The sequence below is a fragment of the Nonomuraea indica genome (assembly GCF_002850745.1).
Classification (GTDB): domain Bacteria; phylum Actinomycetota; class Actinomycetes; order Streptosporangiales; family Streptosporangiaceae; genus Nonomuraea; species Nonomuraea indica.
In genome coordinates, this window is the sequence record NZ_KZ559477.1 from 1 (window position 1) to 16,267 (window position 16,267).

The 16,267-nt window shown below is 71.8% G+C and carries 15 protein-coding genes; 9 read left to right on the forward strand and 6 right to left on the reverse strand.

Translation table 11 applies throughout. The annotated features are described in order from the left end of the window. The 5 genes from CXR44_RS39690 to CXR44_RS27035 form a co-directional block, all read left to right on the forward strand. Positions 1-1,253, forward strand: a 1,253-nt coding sequence (locus CXR44_RS39690) for a hypothetical protein (RefSeq protein WP_180903720.1), incomplete at its 5' end; no start/stop codon positions are given. A gap of 42 nt (positions 1,254-1,295) precedes the next feature. Then, entirely contained in the window at positions 1,296-1,766 is a 471-nt protein-coding gene (locus CXR44_RS39040) for a hypothetical protein (protein WP_144070090.1), read from the forward strand. Positions 1,767-2,269: 503 nt separating this feature from the next. Further along, the gene (locus CXR44_RS27025) at positions 2,270-3,091 is read left to right on the forward strand and encodes a hypothetical protein (protein ID WP_101788954.1); all 822 of its coding nucleotides are present in this window, start codon (positions 2,270-2,272) and stop codon (positions 3,089-3,091) included. Then, entirely contained in the window at positions 3,088-3,669 is a 582-nt protein-coding gene (locus CXR44_RS27030) for an HAD family hydrolase (RefSeq protein WP_101788955.1), read from the forward strand. The genes CXR44_RS27025 and CXR44_RS27030 overlap by 4 nt, the downstream gene beginning before the upstream one ends. Before the next feature lie 195 nt (positions 3,670-3,864). Further along, positions 3,865-5,397, forward strand: a complete 1,533-nt coding sequence (locus tag CXR44_RS27035) for an alkaline phosphatase D family protein (RefSeq protein WP_101788956.1) — start codon at positions 3,865-3,867, stop codon at positions 5,395-5,397. Between the two features lie 161 nt (positions 5,398-5,558). Here the strand turns inward: CXR44_RS27035 and CXR44_RS27040 are convergent, their stop codons facing one another. Then, positions 5,559-6,923, reverse strand: a complete 1,365-nt coding sequence (locus CXR44_RS27040) for an FG-GAP and VCBS repeat-containing protein (protein ID WP_101788957.1) — start codon at positions 6,921-6,923, stop codon at positions 5,559-5,561. 168 nt (positions 6,924-7,091) lie between these two features. Here CXR44_RS27040 and CXR44_RS27045 point away from each other — a divergent pair, with 168 nt between their 5' ends. Then, the gene (locus tag CXR44_RS27045) at positions 7,092-8,336 is read left to right on the forward strand and encodes a cytochrome P450 (protein WP_425437455.1); all 1,245 of its coding nucleotides are present in this window, start codon (positions 7,092-7,094) and stop codon (positions 8,334-8,336) included. Positions 8,337-8,415: 79 nt separating this feature from the next. Here the strand turns inward: CXR44_RS27045 and CXR44_RS27050 are convergent, their stop codons facing one another. After that, on the reverse strand, positions 8,416-9,813 hold the full coding sequence (locus CXR44_RS27050; RefSeq protein WP_245899435.1) for an MFS transporter: 1,398 nt from the start codon (positions 9,811-9,813) through the stop codon (positions 8,416-8,418). Between the two features lie 66 nt (positions 9,814-9,879). Beyond that, the gene (locus tag CXR44_RS27055) at positions 9,880-10,479 is read right to left on the reverse strand and encodes a TetR/AcrR family transcriptional regulator (RefSeq protein WP_101788959.1); all 600 of its coding nucleotides are present in this window, start codon (positions 10,477-10,479) and stop codon (positions 9,880-9,882) included. A gap of 187 nt (positions 10,480-10,666) precedes the next feature. Between CXR44_RS27055 and CXR44_RS27060 the strand changes: the two genes are divergently transcribed. Together CXR44_RS27060 and CXR44_RS27065 are read left to right on the forward strand one after the other, a co-directional pair. After that, positions 10,667-11,572: a LysR family transcriptional regulator gene (locus tag CXR44_RS27060; RefSeq protein WP_101788960.1), complete on the forward strand. Its 906-nt coding sequence runs from the start codon at positions 10,667-10,669 to the stop codon at positions 11,570-11,572. 191 nt (positions 11,573-11,763) lie between these two features. Beyond that, positions 11,764-12,468, forward strand: a complete 705-nt coding sequence (locus CXR44_RS27065; RefSeq protein WP_101788961.1) for a type 1 glutamine amidotransferase domain-containing protein — start codon at positions 11,764-11,766, stop codon at positions 12,466-12,468. A gap of 108 nt (positions 12,469-12,576) precedes the next feature. Here the strand turns inward: CXR44_RS27065 and CXR44_RS27070 are convergent, their stop codons facing one another. The 3 genes from CXR44_RS27070 to CXR44_RS27080 all read right to left on the reverse strand — a co-directional run bounded on the left by CXR44_RS27070 (position 12,577) and on the right by CXR44_RS27080 (position 14,880). Then, on the reverse strand, positions 12,577-13,221 hold the full coding sequence (locus tag CXR44_RS27070) for a biliverdin-producing heme oxygenase (RefSeq protein ID WP_101788962.1): 645 nt from the start codon (positions 13,219-13,221) through the stop codon (positions 12,577-12,579). Positions 13,222-13,797: 576 nt separating this feature from the next. Next, positions 13,798-14,205, reverse strand: coding sequence for an alpha-amylase family glycosyl hydrolase (locus tag CXR44_RS42245; protein ID WP_219602007.1), 408 nt, complete (start codon positions 14,203-14,205; stop codon positions 13,798-13,800). A 30-nt stretch (positions 14,206-14,235) separates the two neighbouring features. Next, entirely contained in the window at positions 14,236-14,880 is a 645-nt protein-coding gene (locus tag CXR44_RS27080) for an HAD-IA family hydrolase (RefSeq protein ID WP_219602008.1), read from the reverse strand. Between the two features lie 54 nt (positions 14,881-14,934). Between CXR44_RS27080 and CXR44_RS27085 the strand changes: the two genes are divergently transcribed. After that, positions 14,935-16,128, forward strand: a complete 1,194-nt coding sequence (locus CXR44_RS27085; protein ID WP_101788963.1) for an ROK family transcriptional regulator — start codon at positions 14,935-14,937, stop codon at positions 16,126-16,128. Positions 16,129-16,267 lie beyond the last annotated feature (139 nt).

Consider the following 16,267-nt stretch of genomic DNA (forward strand, 5'->3'; position numbering starts at 1 on the left):
ACCAGCCCGGCACCGGTACCTTCACCAGCCGCGACACCGCCACCCTCACCCCCAACCCCTCGGTCCAGGCCAACCGCTACACCTACGCCAACGCCTCCCCCCTCACCGGCATCGACCCCACCGGCCACTACACCGACCACCTCAGCAGAACCGGCGGCCCTGAGTATGACCTCAGCCGAGACCCACAAGAAGTCGCCGAATCCTACGCCCGCAACGGCATCATCATCAGCGGAGGCGGCGGCAGCAGCGGCCTATGCATTGGAAGAGCCTGCTCCAGAGATGACATAGGCGGCGGCGCCATGGGCTGCGACGCGGCCGGCTGCTTCGGGGTCATCATTACGTCATGGCTGCGTATCTACACCGATGACGAGGCCAAAAGGCGAGGTCTCATGCCCAATGGCGAACCAGTGGACCAGCCCAACTTCTGGGACGCCAGCGAGAAGGTTCGCGAGACGTATTTGGCAGTCTGGAACCCTGAGTTGAGCAGCAAAGAGAAGGCGTCGCTCTGGGTCTCTGTTGGTGGCCTTCGCAGCTTCAACCCCAGCCGAGTCAAGGTAAGTGCCAGCGGCAAAGCCTATTATTTGAGCAAGAAGGCGGGGAAGGTAAGCGGATATTTCCCTCACCTTAACGACTATATGCTACTTCTTAAGTACAATAAGTACATAACCGAGGCCGCCAAGCGGCACGGCATTCATCCAAATGCTCTCGCGGCACTCTTGATCTATGAAGGCATTCATCTGGAGCCGAATGAAGGCCCTATCGTGAGTGTTGGTGTATGGCTATTCGGCGACAATGAAAAGCAGGGATGGGGCCTATCGCAGCTGGAGGTATACAAAGTCAGAAAACTGCTGGATAAGTACTATAAGCGCGAGTATGATCAGCGTAAGATGAGCAATCGAGACATTGCAAACCTGATTACCAAAAACCCTCGGATGGCTATATCGCTGGCTGCTGCTCGTATGCGAGACGTGAAGGAAACCTACAGGATAACAGATTCGACAACCGGGCGCCTGAGGCCACTCAATGACTGGGAGGCAACGCTCGCCTATTGCGGGTGTGTAGGGAACGCGGCTCAATTCCGAAAGTGGGCCGAAAGTGGCTACCAGGCCAGCAAGGCGCACTCGGGTCCTGCCCAGCGTCGATATGAAGCCTTCTTTGGGAAGGGCGCCTTCCAGGGGTGGGTAGATGATTCTGCGTCCGAGTACTGGCGTTGCGTCGCCCAGAAGTGCTATCCATTTACAACTGCGCAATAGTGCACAGTCTCTGAACTGAAATCGGACAGTAAGGTTAAGTTATTGAAGAGAAACGTATTTGTGCGATGGGTGATCGCCCTAATATCGCCTCTTCTCCTCACTGGCTGCCTGTGGGGTGCCACACTAGACGTGGACGATGCAGTTACTCGCGATATGCGGAGCGCCGGCAAGGTCTTGGCCGAAACCAAAACCGAAGCCGTCTTTGACAGCACTACAGTAGTAACTCGAATCGTCATAGCTGATGTTGGCAGTTCAAACGCCGAGTCGGCACTGCTCGAAGCTACTAGGCGCCTGCAGGCGCGTGGGTGGAAAGTCTCCGACCGGCGCCCTGCGCAATGGGTTGAGATGACTGCGAATGGGTGGCCGGACATCCAAATATCAATATTCAGTCCTAGCTTCTTCGTGTCCTCTGGCAAGCCTGAGCCTCAGGTCGAGAAAGCACTGCAGACTGCTAGGGGTAAAGATGCCTCAGAGAACTTTGTAATCCTGGACGCGCATAGGATTGATGGATGACGTATTAAGGATAGCCCAACTGTATCAGGCGCAAGAACAATTCGCACTTCATCCCGTATCGGACATCCTCGACACTGAGAGTGGGACACGCCATCTCTTGCGTCGGACAGGCTTTCACGTTCACCCCTCGTCCTACCAGGCAATGACCGTCCACGTGTGCCCGATCGCTAACCCCACCAGAGCGGTCGCGGGCAGTGGGCTGGCGGACGCGCCGCTGAGCTGAGGGCCGGGCATCCTCGTTCCAGGGGCTCATGATGTGATCAGCTTGCAGCTGGGCGGCTCGTCGCGAAGGCGGCGCGTGAGCTGGTCGCGGCCGCGCAGCGGTGGGCGGTGCGCCGGTTCCGCGTGGCCGAGTCGGACCAGTCGTGGCCGCGGCCCCCGTCTTCGCCCGCCCTGCGGGGAACGAGCCATACGGACGGCATGGAGAGGAAAAAGGGCAGGCGGACGCCCGCCCGGTGTGCCACTATTCGCCTGGCATGTACCGGGGTCTGGTGGGAGGCGCTGTGTCCGGCATCGTCGGCGTGCACGGGATCGGCAAGTACGACTACTTCGTGGCCGCCGGCAACTCTGCCTCCGGCGCGGCCGAGGCGATGCGCCGCAAGTGGGATCGTTACCTGCACGCGGCCCTCGGCGGGGAGCCCCGGCCGTACCTCAGCGACGTCGCCTACTACGCGCACCTCCTGCACGACGGCCGGCCGCGCTCCGCCGATCCGCGGCAGCTCGTCGCGATGGAGGCGCCCGCGCACCAGGTGCTCGCCGGCTGGGCCCGGCAGCTCGGCGTGGGCGAGCACGTCACGGGGGCGCTCAGGACGTTCACCGGCTGGCTGCTGACCCGGCTCGACAGCAGGTCGGCGGCGTTCGCCGCGCTGTTCGCGCCGGAGGTGGCGGCCTACCTGACCGACGCGGGCAGGCGCGAGAGCTGCCGCGACGCCGTCGCCGGCACGATCCGCCGCAACAATCCCCGCGTGGTGATCGCGCACTCCCTCGGCAGCGTCGTCGCCTACGAGGCGCTCTGGTCCGACCCCGGCCTGAAGGTGGAGCTGCTGGTCACCCTGGGCAGCCCGCTCGGCATGCGCGACGTCGTCTTCGAGCGCCTGCTGCCCGCGCCGGTCAACGGACGTGGCGAGCGGCCCCCCGGCGTGGCCCGCTGGGTGAACATCGCCGACAAGGACGACATCGCCGCCATCCCGCCCGGCCTGTGCGACAGCTTCTCCGGGGTGGACCACGAGGAACTGGTCGACCTCGACTGGATCGACTTCCACACCGCCGGCAAGTACCTGGGCTGCCCCGCCATCACGTCGCATCTGCGACCATTCCTCGTATGACGTGGATCGTGTTCGACTACGGCAACGTCCTGTCCCTCGACCAGCCCGACGCCGAGGTCGAGGCGATGGCGCGCACGGCCGGCATCGACCTGGAGACGTTCCGGGCCGGCTACTGGAAGCACCGCCTCGACTACGACCGGGGCTCGCTGACCGACGCGGACTACTGGTCGGCGGTGCTGGGCCGGTCCGCCGGCCCAGCGGAGATCGACCGGCTGAGCGCGCTCGACGTGGCGAGCTGGTCGCACCCGGACGAGGGCACGGTGGCCATCCTGCGTGAGCTGATGGCGGCCGGCACCGCCGTGGCGCTGCTGTCCAACGCCCCCGCCCGCACCGCCGACGGGCTCGACCGGCTGCCATGGATCGCCGCCATCCCGCACCGCGTCTACAGCGGCCGGATCGGGCTGGTCAAACCCGGCCGGGACATCTACGACCACCTCGCCGACCGGCTCGGCGCGCATCCCGCCGACATCGTGTTCATCGACGACCGGCCCGAGAACGTCGAGGGTGCCCGGCTCGCCGGCATGACCGGCGTCCCCTTCACCACCGCCGCCGCCCTGCGCCACGCCCTCGCCCTCTAGGCCCACGCCGGAGAACCAGTCCCGCCGTCGCGCGCGTCCGCCCTCGCGCGGGCCCGTCGCCTCCGGACCCCGTAGCTCGCGGTTCGTCCTCGAAAGCCGGCCCGGGAGGCCGTCCCCGCTCCCTGACGGACGCTGTTCACGTGGACGTGCCCCCGCCGTCATGGCGGGGTCAGCCGGGCCGGACATACCTGGAGCGTGGACCGCAGATCCTTCCTCGCGGCGGCGACCGCGGGCCTTCTCACCGGCACCGGCCCCCTCACCTCAGCCGGCGCCTCGGCCGGCACGTCCAGGGCGCTGAAGGGCGACCCGTTCACCCTCGGCGTCGCCTCCGGCGACCCTTCGGCGGACGGGTTCGTGCTCTGGACCCGTCTCGCCCTCGACCCGCTCGGCGGCGACGGACGCGGCGGCATGCCCTCCCGCGACGTGGAGGTCGACTGGCAGGTCGCCGCCGACGAGCGCTTCTCCTCGATCGTCCGGTCCGGCACGGTCACCGCCCGGGCCGGCGCCGCGCACAGCGTGCACGTCGAGCTCGACGGCCTGCGACCGGGCACGCCGTACCACTACCGCTTCCGCGCCCAGGGGCGGGTCTCGCCCGCCGGCCGCACCATGACCACACCGGAGGGGGAGCGGCCGCTGGCCTTCGCCGTCGCCGCGTGCGCCCACTACGAGCACGGCTTCTACACCGCCTACCGGCGGCTCGCCGAGGAGGAGCCCGACCTGGTGGTCTTCCTCGGCGACTACCTGTACGAGTACGGCCCGAGCGGCTACACCGCGCTCGCCGGCCGGGTCCGCTCCCACACGCCCGGCAAGTGCGCCACGCTGGCCGACTACCGGCTGCGGCACGCCCAGTACAAGAGCGACCCCGACCTGCAGCGCGCGCACGCCACGGCGCCGTGGCTGGTGGCCTTCGACGACCACGAGGTGGAGAACAACTGGGCCGGGCCCGTCTCCAGCACCGCGGCCCCCGCCTTCGACCGCCGCCGCGCCGACGCCTTCCGCGCCTACTACGAGAACATGCCGCTCCGCCGCGCGTCACTCAGGGGCACCGCGCTCCAGGTGAACCGGCGCGTCTCCTGGGGCACGCTCGCCCGCTTCCACCTGCTCGACACCCGCCAGTTCCGCGACGACCAGGCATGCCTCGACGGCGTGCGGGCCGGCTGCGACGAGCGGCTGGACGAGGGGCGTACGCTGCTCGGCGCCGGCCAGTGGCGCTGGCTGGAGGACGGCCTGCGCGGCTCCGCCGCCCGCTGGAACCTGCTCGGCCAGCAGATCATGGTGGCCCACCGCGACTACAAGGCGGGGCCCGGCCGGGAGGTGAACCTCGACTCCTGGGACGGCTACGCGCCCGAACGCGCCCGGCTGCTCGGCACGCTCGCGGCCAGCTCCAACCCGGTGGTGCTGACCGGTGACGCCCACATGCACCACCTGGCCGACCTCAAGGCCGACACCGACGACCCCGACTCCCCGGTGGTCGCCCGCGAGCTGGTGGCCTCCTCGATCGCCAGCGACGGCGACGGCTACCGCGACAGGACGTGGATCGCCGAGTCGATGGCCGAGAACCCGCACATCTCCTACATCGACCAGCGGCGCGGCTACATCATGGCCCGGCTGACCCGCGACGACCTGTCGGTGGCGTACCGGACTCTGGACTACATCTCCCGCAGGGGCGCCCCCGCCCGCACCGCGCACCGCGTCAAGATCCCGTCGGCGGAGCAGTCGCGCGCCTGACCGTCCGCCGGGAGAGACCTGCGGATCGGTTCGGGGTCCGGCTCGGCCCGGCGGTGGGCCGAGCCCCCGCGGGACGGGACGGGCGAAGCGGGTCAGGCCAGGGCGTAGCCGTACAGCCCGAAGCGGTCAGGCCAGGGCGTAGCCGTACAGCCCGTAGCGGGTCAGGCCAGGGCGTAGCCGTACAGCCCGGAGCCCGTCCCCAGTTTGCGGGCCGTACCGGGACGCACCCCCGCGTACGGGCCGGGCCTGCGCACCCCCGGCACGTACGACACCACGCCCTGGTCGGGGTCGGCCACCACCAGCCCGTCCACCCGTCCCTTCCCCGGCGCGCGCCCGCCGGGGACCGCGGCCGGCACCCAGCCGCGCCCCTTGACCACCACGTCACCCCGCCGCGTCAGCCCGCCGGAGCGCCCCGCGGCCAGCACCTGCACCGCGTTCTCGCCCGGCACCCCGACCGCCAGCTCGTCGTCGCCGTCGCCGTTGAAGTCACCGGTCGCCAGCGCCGCGCCGAACCGGTCGTAGTAGCGCGGTTCGCCCTTGAGCAGCCGCTGCGTCCACATCTCGCTGCGCGCCCCCCGCAACCCGGCACGCCCCCCGTACACCACGTGGACCGCGCCGTCCCCGTAGTCCATGGCCCGCTGCCGGGCGCTGAGCCCCTCGCCCGGCACCCCGACGGCGAGGTCGTCCCGCCCGTCGGCGTCGAGGTCGCCGGTGGCCAGCGCCGCGCCGAACCCGTCCCACTTCTCCGCCGCCCCCTTCACGCCGGGGCTGCTCTGCGTGAGCGTGAGCGATCGCCGCCGCTTCGGGTCGAGCACGGTGACCGAACCCTGGCCGTCGTGCGTCACGGTGTCGGCGGGCGCCCCCACGGCGAGCTCGTCCCGGCCGTCGCCGTCGAAGTCGCCCGCCGCCAGCGCCGCGCCCCACTGGTCGGTGACCCCGGCCGCCTGCCGCACCCAGCGCGTCCGCTGCGTGATCTCCTGCCGGTCGCGGCCCTTCATCCAGTGGACGACGACCGACCCGCCCCTGCCCCGCGTCGGCGCCCCCACGGCCAGCTCGTCGTCGCCGTCGCCGTCCAGGTCGCCCGCCGCCAGCGCGGCGCCGAACCGGTCGCTCGACGGCCTGGGCAGCGTCAGCCGTCCTTCCCGCCGCAGCCCCTCCGGCGAGCCGTGGAACAGCTCGACGGCGCCGTTGCCGTCGGCGCCGGGCACCCGCTCGCCGGCGAACTCCTCGGACACGCCGACGGCCAGGTCGGCGCACCCGTCGCCGTCGAACTCGCCCACCGCCAGCGCCGAGCCGAACGCGTCTCCCGGCTCCGGCTCCTCCTGGACGAGCTTCACCGTCCGGCCGTCCCCGTACAGCACGGTGACCGAGCCGGTCCGCCGGTCGTCGTACGGAGCGGCCACGACGAGGTCGGCGCGGCCGTCGCCGTCGAAGTCGGACGGGGTGCCGTCGCACGGCCGGGCGGCGGCGTGCGCCGTACCGGTGGCCAGGGGGAGGACCAGGCAGGCGGCGAGCAGTGCGTTCATGCCTCCAGTGATGTCCGGCCGGGTGAAACCCGGCCTGAACGGCCCGCGAACGCTCCCCGAGGTCCTGATGCACATCGGTGCGGGCCGCCGCGGGGGGCAGCGGACGGGCAGCGGACGGGCACCGGGATCCGTGGCGGGACCGGCGAAGGAACGTGCCAGGATAGGCCCGTGGACATCGATCTCGCGGACATCGATCTCGCCGACCTGGACTTCTGGCGCAAACCGCTCAAAGAACGGCACGAGGCGTTCGCCCGGCTCCGGCAGCTGGAGCACCCGGTGTTCTTCCCCGAGAAGAAGGTGCCGCTGCTGCGTTCCGGCAAGGGCTTCTACGCCCTCGTCCGCCACGCCGACGTGGTGGAGGCGAGCCGCAACGCCAAGGTCTTCTCCAGCGAGCCGGCCGTCACCAACCCGGAGCCGCCGGGCTGGGTCAAGCAGGTGTTCGGCGAGTCGATGGTCAACATGGACGACCCCCGCCACGCCCGGCTGCGCCGCATCGTCACCCGCTCGTTCAGCCCCCGCATGCTGGCCGGGCTGCAGAGCGACATCGAGGCGGCCTGCACGCGCATCGTCGACGACGTCGTCAAGGACGGCCCGCGCGACTTCGTGCACCAGGTGGCCGCCCGGCTGCCCATCCACGTCATCTGCGACATGCTCGACATCCCGCAGGAGCTGCGCGCCAAGGTCCACCAGCACGTCGACGTCTCCACCGCCTACACCGGCGTCCGCCCGAGCCTGGCCCGCAGCGTCCAGCTCGCCGGCCAGAACATGCTGGCCCTGCTGGCCCTGCAGCGCATGGTCATCAAGCTCGGCCACGAGCGCGCCGCCGCCCCGGCCGGCGACCTCATCTCGCTGCTCGTCACCGCCAACCCCGACGGCGAGAAGCTGACCGACAAGGAGCTGGGCTCGTTCTTCGCCCTGCTGCTGGTGGCCGGCAACGAGACCGCCCGCAACACGATGGCCCACGGCATCAAGCTGCTCACCGACAACCCGGCGCAGCGCGAGCTGCTGCTGAGCGACTTCGACGGCCACATCAACGGCGCCATCGAGGAGATGGTCCGCCACGTCTCGCCCATCATCCAGTTCAGGCGCACGGTGACCGAGGACTACTCCCTGCGTGGCCTGGAGCTGAAGAAGGGCGACAAGGTCGTGCTGTTCTACGGCTCGGCCAACCGTGACGAGAGCGTCTTCCCCGACCCCGACACGTTCGACATCACCCGCGACACCAAGCCGCACGTCGGCTTCGGCGGGCCGGGACCGCACTTCTGCCTGGGTGCCAACCTGGCCAGGCAGGAGATGCGCACGATGTTCCGCGAGCTGCTGACGAGACTGCCCGGCATCCGGTCGGTCGGCGAGCCGGAACTGCTGCTGTCCAACTTCGACAACAGCGTCCGCAGCCAGCCGTTCACGTTCTGACCGGCCGGGGCCGATCCGGCGGGCTGATCCGCGTGCTGATCGGGCGTGCTCGAGCGACGGGCTGACCCGGCGCGGCCGGTCAGGCGCGGGCCTCCTCGGGCGCGAGGACGTTCGACCTGATCGTGAGGAACGTGATCAGCGCGGAGACCAGCATCATCACGGCGCTGACCAGCATCGCGGCCCGGAATCCGGCGTCGAACACCGCGGGCCGCTCGAAGGCGTCGCCGACCAGCCCCACCAGCGGCGGCACGGCCGCCACCGCGAGCAGGCTGCCGGTGCGGGCCACCGCGTTGTTCACGCCGCTGGCCGTGCCCGCATAGCGCTCCTCGGCGCTGGCCAGCACGGTCGCCGTGAGCGGCGCCACCGCCGCCGACAGGCCGAGGCCGAACACGGTCACCGCGGGCAGCACCTGCAGCACGTACGACGATCCGGGCCCGATCGTGGCCATCCAGACGAACCCGAGCCCGGCGACCACGATGCCCCCCGTCATCGGCAGGCGCGGCCCGTGCCGCTTGGCGATCTCGCCGGCCCTGGGCGACAGCAGCATCATGAGGATGGTGACCGGCAGCAGGGCCAGGCCCGCCGCCACCGGCGAGAAGCCCGACACCACCTGCAACTGGATGACCAGCAGGAAGAACACCACGCCCATCGCCGCGTACATGATCAGCGTGACCACGTTCACCGCCGTGAACACCCGGTCGCGGAAGATCCCGACCGGCACCAGCGCGGCGGGCGAGCGCCGCCGCTCCACCACGACGAACGCCACGCCCAGCAGCACGCCCACGACCAGCGGCACCGGAGCGCCCCGCTCGATCAGCCCGTAGGTGATCCCGGCCAGCGCGAGCGCGGCCAGCGCCGAACCGAGCGCGTCGAAGCGGCCCGCTGCCTGCTCGTCGCGGCTCTCCGGCACGTGACGCAGCGTGACCAGCACGACGAGCAGCGCGAACGGCAGGTTGATCAGGAACACCCACCGCCAGCCCGCCGTCTGCACCAGCCAGCCCCCCAGCAGCGGCCCGATCGCGCCGGCCACGCCGCCGAGCCCCGACCAGGCGCCGACGGCGCGCGGCCGGTCGGCCCGGACGAACGACGCCTGGATGATGGCCAGCGATCCCGGCGTGAGCAGCGCTCCGCCGACGCCCTGCAGCGCGCGGGCGGCGACGAGGAACTCGATGTTCGGCGCCAGCCCGCACAGCGCCGAGGCGAGGGCGAACCAGACGGTGCCCAGGAGGAAGATCCGGCGCCGGCCGAACCGGTCGCCGAGCGAGCCGCCGAGCAGGATGAGCCCGGCCAGGGCGAGGGTGTAGGAGTTGACCGTCCACTGCAGGCCGGCCATGCTCGCGTCCAGCTCGTCGCCGAGGAACGGCAGGGCCACGTTGACCACGGTGCTGTCGAGCATGGCCAGGCCGGAACCGAGCACGGTGGCCGTCAGGATCCATCGCCCTCGGCCGGAGGCGAACATCACGTGCCCGTTGTCCATGGCCCCCATCCTGTCATCGGCCCCGCCGGCCGCGGATCTTGCCCCCCGCCACGGGAGCCGGAGGAGTCAGGCGTGGCCGCCGAGCGCCCTGAGCACGAACCCCGACACCAGCTCCCCGGCCGTCTCCACGCTGACCTGGCCGCTGATCAGGGGCACCCGCTCGGCGCCGATCACGGCGAGGACCATGCGCGCGGTGGCGTCCACGTCGGGCACCTGGAAGTCGCCGCGGGCGCTGCCGGCCTCCAGGATCTCCACCAGGATGCGCTGCATCGGCGCGACATGCTCGGCCAGCCGCTGGTAGGCGTCGGGCCCGAGCGCCGCGCTGAGGTCGGCCGGACCGGGGTGCGGGTGCGCCACCAGGCCGGCGAGCTGCAGGCGGACGAACACCCGCAGCCGGTCGGCGGGCGAGGCGCCCTCGGGCAGCTCCCGCTCGTAGCTGTCGATGAAGTAGCGGGTGACCTGCTCGGTGAAGGCGAGCAGCAGCGCGGCCTTGTCGGGGTAGTAGTTGTAGAGGGCGGTGCGGGTGATGCCCGCCTCCCCGGCCACGTCGGTCATGGAGATGGCGTCGATGCCCTGCTCCCGCGACAGGCGCGACACGGCCCCGAGGATGCGATCACGCGTCTGGGCACGATGCTCGCCGATGGTGGCGGCGGAGATGCGGGGCATACGCCTTATGGTAGGCCGGGCGGCGGCCCGCCACTGCGGCCTGCGGCCCAGGACGCACCGCCACCCGGCCGGGCCGGCCCCGGACCAGGGCCCCACGGCCCTCCCGCGAGATGCGGGAGGCTCGGTGCGCCCGCCGCCGGCCGCGTGCTTTTCTGTGGATGTGGTGGTGCCGGAGAAACGGGGTGGCGTGCCGAGTCTCGACTTGTTGCTGACGTTCCTGGAGGTCTACCGGGCCGGGTCCCTGTCGGCGGCCGCGCAACGCCTCGGGGTGACGCAGCCCGCCGTCACCGGACAGCTCGCCCGCCTGGAGGAGCAGGTCGGGGAGCCGTTGTTCGTACGGACGCGCAGGGGCGTGACGCCGACCCAGCGGGCGGCCGTGCTCGCCTCGCGGGTCGGTACGCACGTGGACGGGCTGCGGGGGGCGCTGGACCCGGCGGACACCGAACCGGTCCTCGGCGGGACGGTGCGGATCGGCGGCGCGGCGGAGTTCATGACCCTGCTGGTCATCCCGGTGCTGGCCGGCCTCGCCCGGCGGGGAGTGCGCGTGCACACCACGCTCGGGCTGGCCGACGACCTGCTGTCCGAGCTGGCCGCCGACCGCCTGGACCTGGTGGTGTCGGCGGTCCGGCCGAAGCGGCAGGCGGTACTGGCGGAGCCGCTGGTGGACGAGGAGTTCGTGCTGGTCGCGTGTCCCGCGCTGGCCCACACCATCGACGCCGAGCGGCTGCGCACGGAGCCGGTGGCGGCGCTGGCGCACCTGCCGCTGGTCGCCTACGCCGAGGAACTGCCCATCCTGCGCCGCTACTGGCGCAGCGAGTTCGGGCGGCGCCCGCCGAATCCGGTCGCGATGATCGTCCCCGATCTCCGGGGCGTCCTGGCGGCGGTGGTCGCCGGGGCCGGGATCTCGGTCCTGCCGCGCTACATCGCCGCGCCGGCGCTGCACGCGGGGGAGGTGGTGCGGTTGCACGATCCGCAGGCGGCGCCGCTGAACACCCTCTACCTGGCCGTCCGGCGCGGCAGCGCGGCGAACCCGGCCGTCGCCGTGCTGCGCGACCGGCTCCGACAGGCCGCCCGCCAATGGGACGAGCTGTGAGAGCTGTGACCACTCGACGGTCCCATTCCGACCGGGCTCCCGCGCCCAGCCATAAGGCATCTTATGGCTGGTGAGATGTTCCTGGATTCCTTCTGATGGATGCTGGTGTTGTTCCGGACATCGCGGGCACGGGCTCGCGGCGTCCGCGGCGCTCGGCGTCGCGGACCCCACTACACGAGAAGCAGGCACTCATGTCGAAGATCCTGATGGTCGTCTCGGGCGCGGACAGCCTGACGCTGGCCGACGGCACCACCCACCCCACCGGCTTCTGGGCGGAGGAGGTCGCCGCGTCCCACGAGGTGCTCGCCGCCTCCGGGGCGGAGGTGACGATCGCGACGCCGGGCGCCGTCCGGCCGACCGTCGACGCGCTCAGCCTCGACGAGCGCGGCGGTGTCCCGCCGGGCGAGGCGCAGCGGTTCCGCGCCTACCTCGACGGCATCGCCAACCGGCTCGGCCACCCGCTCTCCCTCGCCGAGGCCCGGGCGGACGACTACGACGCGATCTACATCCCCGGCGGGCACGCCCCCATGGCCGACCTCGCCCAGGACGCCGACCTCGGCCGGCTGCTCAACGAGGCCGACGCCCGGGGCAAGGTCGTCGCGGCGCTGTGCCACGGCGTCGCCGCCCTGCTCAGCGCCACCAGGGACGACGGCGCCTTCACCTTCGCCGGCCGCGTCCTGACCTCCTTCACCGACGAGGAGGAGCGCCAGGGCGGGCTGGGCGACAGCACGCCGTTCTTCGTGGAGAGCCGGCTGCGCGAACGCGGAGCGGTGGTCCGCGCCGGCGCCGCGTGGAGCGACACCGTCGTCGAGGACGGCAACCTGATCACCGGCCAGAACCCGCAGTCCAGCACCTCCACCGCCGAGGCCGTCCTCAAGGCGCTGACCGCCCGCTGAGCCACGTAGCGGTCGCCGGCCGGCGCGGTCGTGGGCCGGGCGGTCGTCGGCCGGGGCGCGGCGCTGCCGGCCGGGTTCGACCGGCCGGCCCGGCAGCCGGGCATGCGGCTAGGCGGCCGTCTTCACCACGTGCAGCAGCTCGGTCAGCACCTCGGTGTTGAGCTGGTACGCCAACTTGACCTCGCGGATGATCCGCTGCTGCTCGCGCTCGTCCAGGGACAGCGCGTCGAGCCGGGCCCGGTACTCGTTCTTGAACCTCGGCAGGCTGCCCACCTCGTCGAAGACGTAGAAGTCGACGCCGCCGCCCTTCTGGTAGCCGTAGATCTTCTGCAGCTCCATCCGGATGAACTGCCCGCCCGACAGATCGCCCATGTAGCGGGTGTAGTGGTGGGCGATGTAACCGCCGGGCCAGTCGGCGACCTGGTGGATCCTCGCCACCAGGGTGCGCGTCGCCTTGGAGGGGGCGATGCGGTCACGCCAGTCCGGCCCGTAGATCGCGGCGAGGTCGCGCTCCAGCGCCCGCTCCCGGTAGAGCTCCGGGAAGACGAACCGGCCGGCGACGGGGTGCCCGGCCAGCGTCCTGGAGACGCCGTCGAGCGCCACGTAGGCGAAGTAGTGCTGGGCGACCATCTCGCCGTACTCGGTCGTGGTGAGCCGGCCGCCCATCAGCTCCGTCAGGTAGCTCTCACCCTCGGCCGCTTCGTGGTCGCTCCAGGTGGCGCTCTTCAGGATCTCGGAGAACGACGTCAACACTTCACCCCACCGTGTACGAATCTTTCACGACGAAGTGTCACAAACCTGGGGCGCCCACGTCAAGTAGGAGACGACACTGTGTCGTCAAAACGGGCACCCGGCGGAGGCAGATGAGAGGGATTCATGTCATACGTCGGTGGCGCGCTCTTGAGGTTATGTACAGTTCGTCTCCTGCGGGACTCACCTGCCCGCTGATCCGGACGCGAACCCGATGCGGTCTCGCGTTCGGCGCGTCATCCGGAACCTACCTCAGGCACATCGAAGAGAAACACATACGTCGGCGGGACCGAGGCATCCGACATGACTCACGACCGATTCCCCATGTTCGACACCCCGAACGAGGCAGGCGGTCCAGCGGTCGCCAACGGCTACCCGGCGTATCTGCTGGGTAGCTGCAGCACGGCCCCACCGTCATCGGCGGACGGCGACGTGGCGGTCCGTGACGGGTCGCCCCAGAGAGCGCAGTTCCGCACCGGTGCGGCAGCCCCCACGGCGAACAGCCGGCCCGCGAATGCGCCACGTTTCCTGCCGCGAGGCCCCCTGCCGTAGGCGCCGGGACGTGCAGCCGGAACGGGGTCACCTGGTCGGACATCTCCTACCCTCCGTTCGGGAAGACCGCCGATGCGCCGCGCGCCAGGCGTCGCCTGCGCGCGAACACGGCGGTCGGCGAGGCGGCGCCACCTCTCGTGCGGGGCGTGCACGCCGGGCTGGTGGATGTCGTGGCGGTGGTCCTGACGCCGCCACTCCAGCGTCGTCCCCGGCGTCGGCGCGAGCTGGTCGGACCTGCGGGTTGTCCCGCAGGTCCTCGTCCTTCACCAGGTAGGCGGCGGTGTCGATGCGGAAGCCGTCGAGCCCGCGTGCCGGCCAGCATTCGATCGCCGCGTGGATCTCGGCGGTGAGAGCGGGGTTGCGCCGGTTGAGGGCGGGCTGTTCGGGGCGGAACAGGTGGAGGTAGTACTGGCCGGTGGCCGGGCGAAGGTCCACGCGGGGCCGCCGAAGTGGGACAGCCTCCCGTCACCATGGCCTGGCCTGGGCGCGGTGCAGCAGGTGGGCGAGCTGACCGAGGCCGAGCAGGCACAGGTCGCCGTCCAGCCCACGCAGCGCCGCGGTCGGCATGCCGGCCGCCCGGCCGGCGGCGAGGCCGGGCTCGGAGTCCTCGACCACCAGGCAACGGGCCGGGTCAACGCGCAGCCGGGCCGCGGCCAGCAGGTAGCCCTCGGGGTCGGGCTTGCCCGCGCGCACGTCGTCGATGCTGAGCAGCAGCGGCGGGTCGATCGCGGCGGCGTCCAGCCGCGCCTTGGCCAGCCGGCCGTCGGCGCTGGTGACCACGGCCCACGGCAGCCCGAGCCGGTCCAGCTCGGCGAGCACGTCGTGCGCGCCGGCCGCGGCGGCGACGTCGGCCAGGTCGTCGTACTGCAGCGCGTGCTGGCGACGGGCCGCCTCCGCGACGCCACGCTCGTCGAGCTCGGGCAGCAGCCGCCGCACGGTGCGCGCCGCCGGGCTGCCGTGCGCGACGGCCAGCACCGCCGCCTCGTCGACGCCGTACTCCTCCGCCCACGTCCTCCAGGCCCGTTCGACCGAAGCGTCGGAGTCGACCAGCGTCCCGTCCATGTCGAGGAGCACCGCCTCGACCGCCCCCAGGTCCAGCAGTCGTCGCACAGGGTCTCCCTCCTATAAACTCGTGCCACGAGCATAAACAACGAGGGGGTGTCCATGGCAAGCCCCGCAGATGGCGGGCGGTCCGTCCGGGCGAGAGACGCCCGCTGGCGCGGCGCGCTGGCCGTGCTGGAGGAGCTGCGCCGGAGGCCCGGCGCCACCCGCGCCGACGTCGCGCAGCGCCTCGGGCTCACCACCGGGTCGGCCACCGAGATCACCGCGCGGCTGCGCGAGCTCGCGCTGCTCGCCGAGACCCCGGCCGCCGCGACGGGGCGGGGGCGGCCCACGACCGTGCTGCACCCGCATCCCGACGGCCCGCTCGTGGTCGCCGTGGACATCCGGCAGGAGGACTGGCGGTGCGCGGTCGCCGCGCTCGACGGCCGGCCGCACGTCGTCGAGGCCCGCGCGCACGCCGACCGCGAGCCCGCGCAGGTGATCGGCGCGGTCGCGGCGGCGGTGCGGCGCGCGCGGAAGCGCCACGGCGGCCGGGTCCGCGCGGTGTCGGCGGCGGTGGCGGCCACGGTGCGTGACGGGCGGGTCGTGCAGTCGGCGGCGCTGGGCTGGGACGCGGTGGACCTCGCCCCGCTGGCGCCGCACCCGGACGTGCCGCTGCTCGTCGGCAACGACGCGACCCTGGCCGGCGCCGCCGAAGGCCGGTACGGCGCCGCCGCCGGGGCGGGCACGGCACTGCACGTCACGATCGAGGTCGGCGTGGGCGGCACGTTGGTCGTGGACGGCCGGCCCGTGGCGGGCGCCTCCGGCGCAGGAGGCGAGTTCGGGCACCTGCCGCTGGGCGATCCGGCGCTGCGCTGTCCGTGCGGCGCCCTTGGCTGCTGGGATCTCGCCGTGGACGGCCGCGCCGTCGCCCGCCACCTCGGCGAACCGCAGCCCTGCGACCCGCGCAGCTACGCGCAGGCGGCGCTGGAGCGAGCGGAGCGCGATCCGGCGGTGCGGTCCGCGCTGGGCCACGTCGCCGGCGCGTTCGGCCGCGGCCTGGCAGGACTGATCAACGCCCTCGACCCCGGTGTCGTCACGCTCGGCGGCTTCGCCGAGCCGCTGCGCGTGGCGGCGGCCGCGGAGTTCGACGCGGCACTGAGGGCCGGGCTGATGCGGTTCCGCCGCCCGGATCCGCCGCCCGTGCTCGCGGCCGTGCTCGGCGGGGACGGCGCGCTGCACGGCGCGGCGGCGGTGGCGCTCGACCATGTTCTCACCGAGGAGGGCCTGGGCGCCTGGGCCGCCGGTCGCCCGTAAGGTGCTCCGCCCGATGCCCCACCTGGTTCCCGGGAGGACCGGGCCACCTCGCCGATGGAGTTGTGGAACATGGCGGTGACGCCCGCCCGCTGGGGCCGGTGTGAGGGTCGCGCCGGTCTGCGTGGGTATGGCCGTGCGG

What these genes read in the sequence shown, in the direction of transcription:
- CXR44_RS27065 (WP_101788961.1), top strand. Translation starts at nt 11,764, where the DNA reads ATGTCGAAGATCCTGATGGTCGTCTCGGGCGCGGACAGCCTGACGCTG.
- CXR44_RS27030 (WP_101788955.1), top strand. Translation starts at nt 3,088, where the DNA reads ATGACGTGGATCGTGTTCGACTACGGCAACGTCCTGTCCCTCGACCAG.
- CXR44_RS27055 (WP_101788959.1), bottom strand. Translation starts at nt 10,479, where the DNA reads ATGCCCCGCATCTCCGCCGCCACCATCGGCGAGCATCGTGCCCAGACG.
- CXR44_RS27085 (WP_101788963.1), top strand. Translation starts at nt 14,935, where the DNA reads ATGGCAAGCCCCGCAGATGGCGGGCGGTCCGTCCGGGCGAGAGACGCC.
- CXR44_RS27040 (WP_101788957.1), bottom strand. Translation starts at nt 6,923, where the DNA reads ATGAACGCACTGCTCGCCGCCTGCCTGGTCCTCCCCCTGGCCACCGGT.
- CXR44_RS27050 (WP_245899435.1), bottom strand. Translation starts at nt 9,813, where the DNA reads ATGGACAACGGGCACGTGATGTTCGCCTCCGGCCGAGGGCGATGGATC.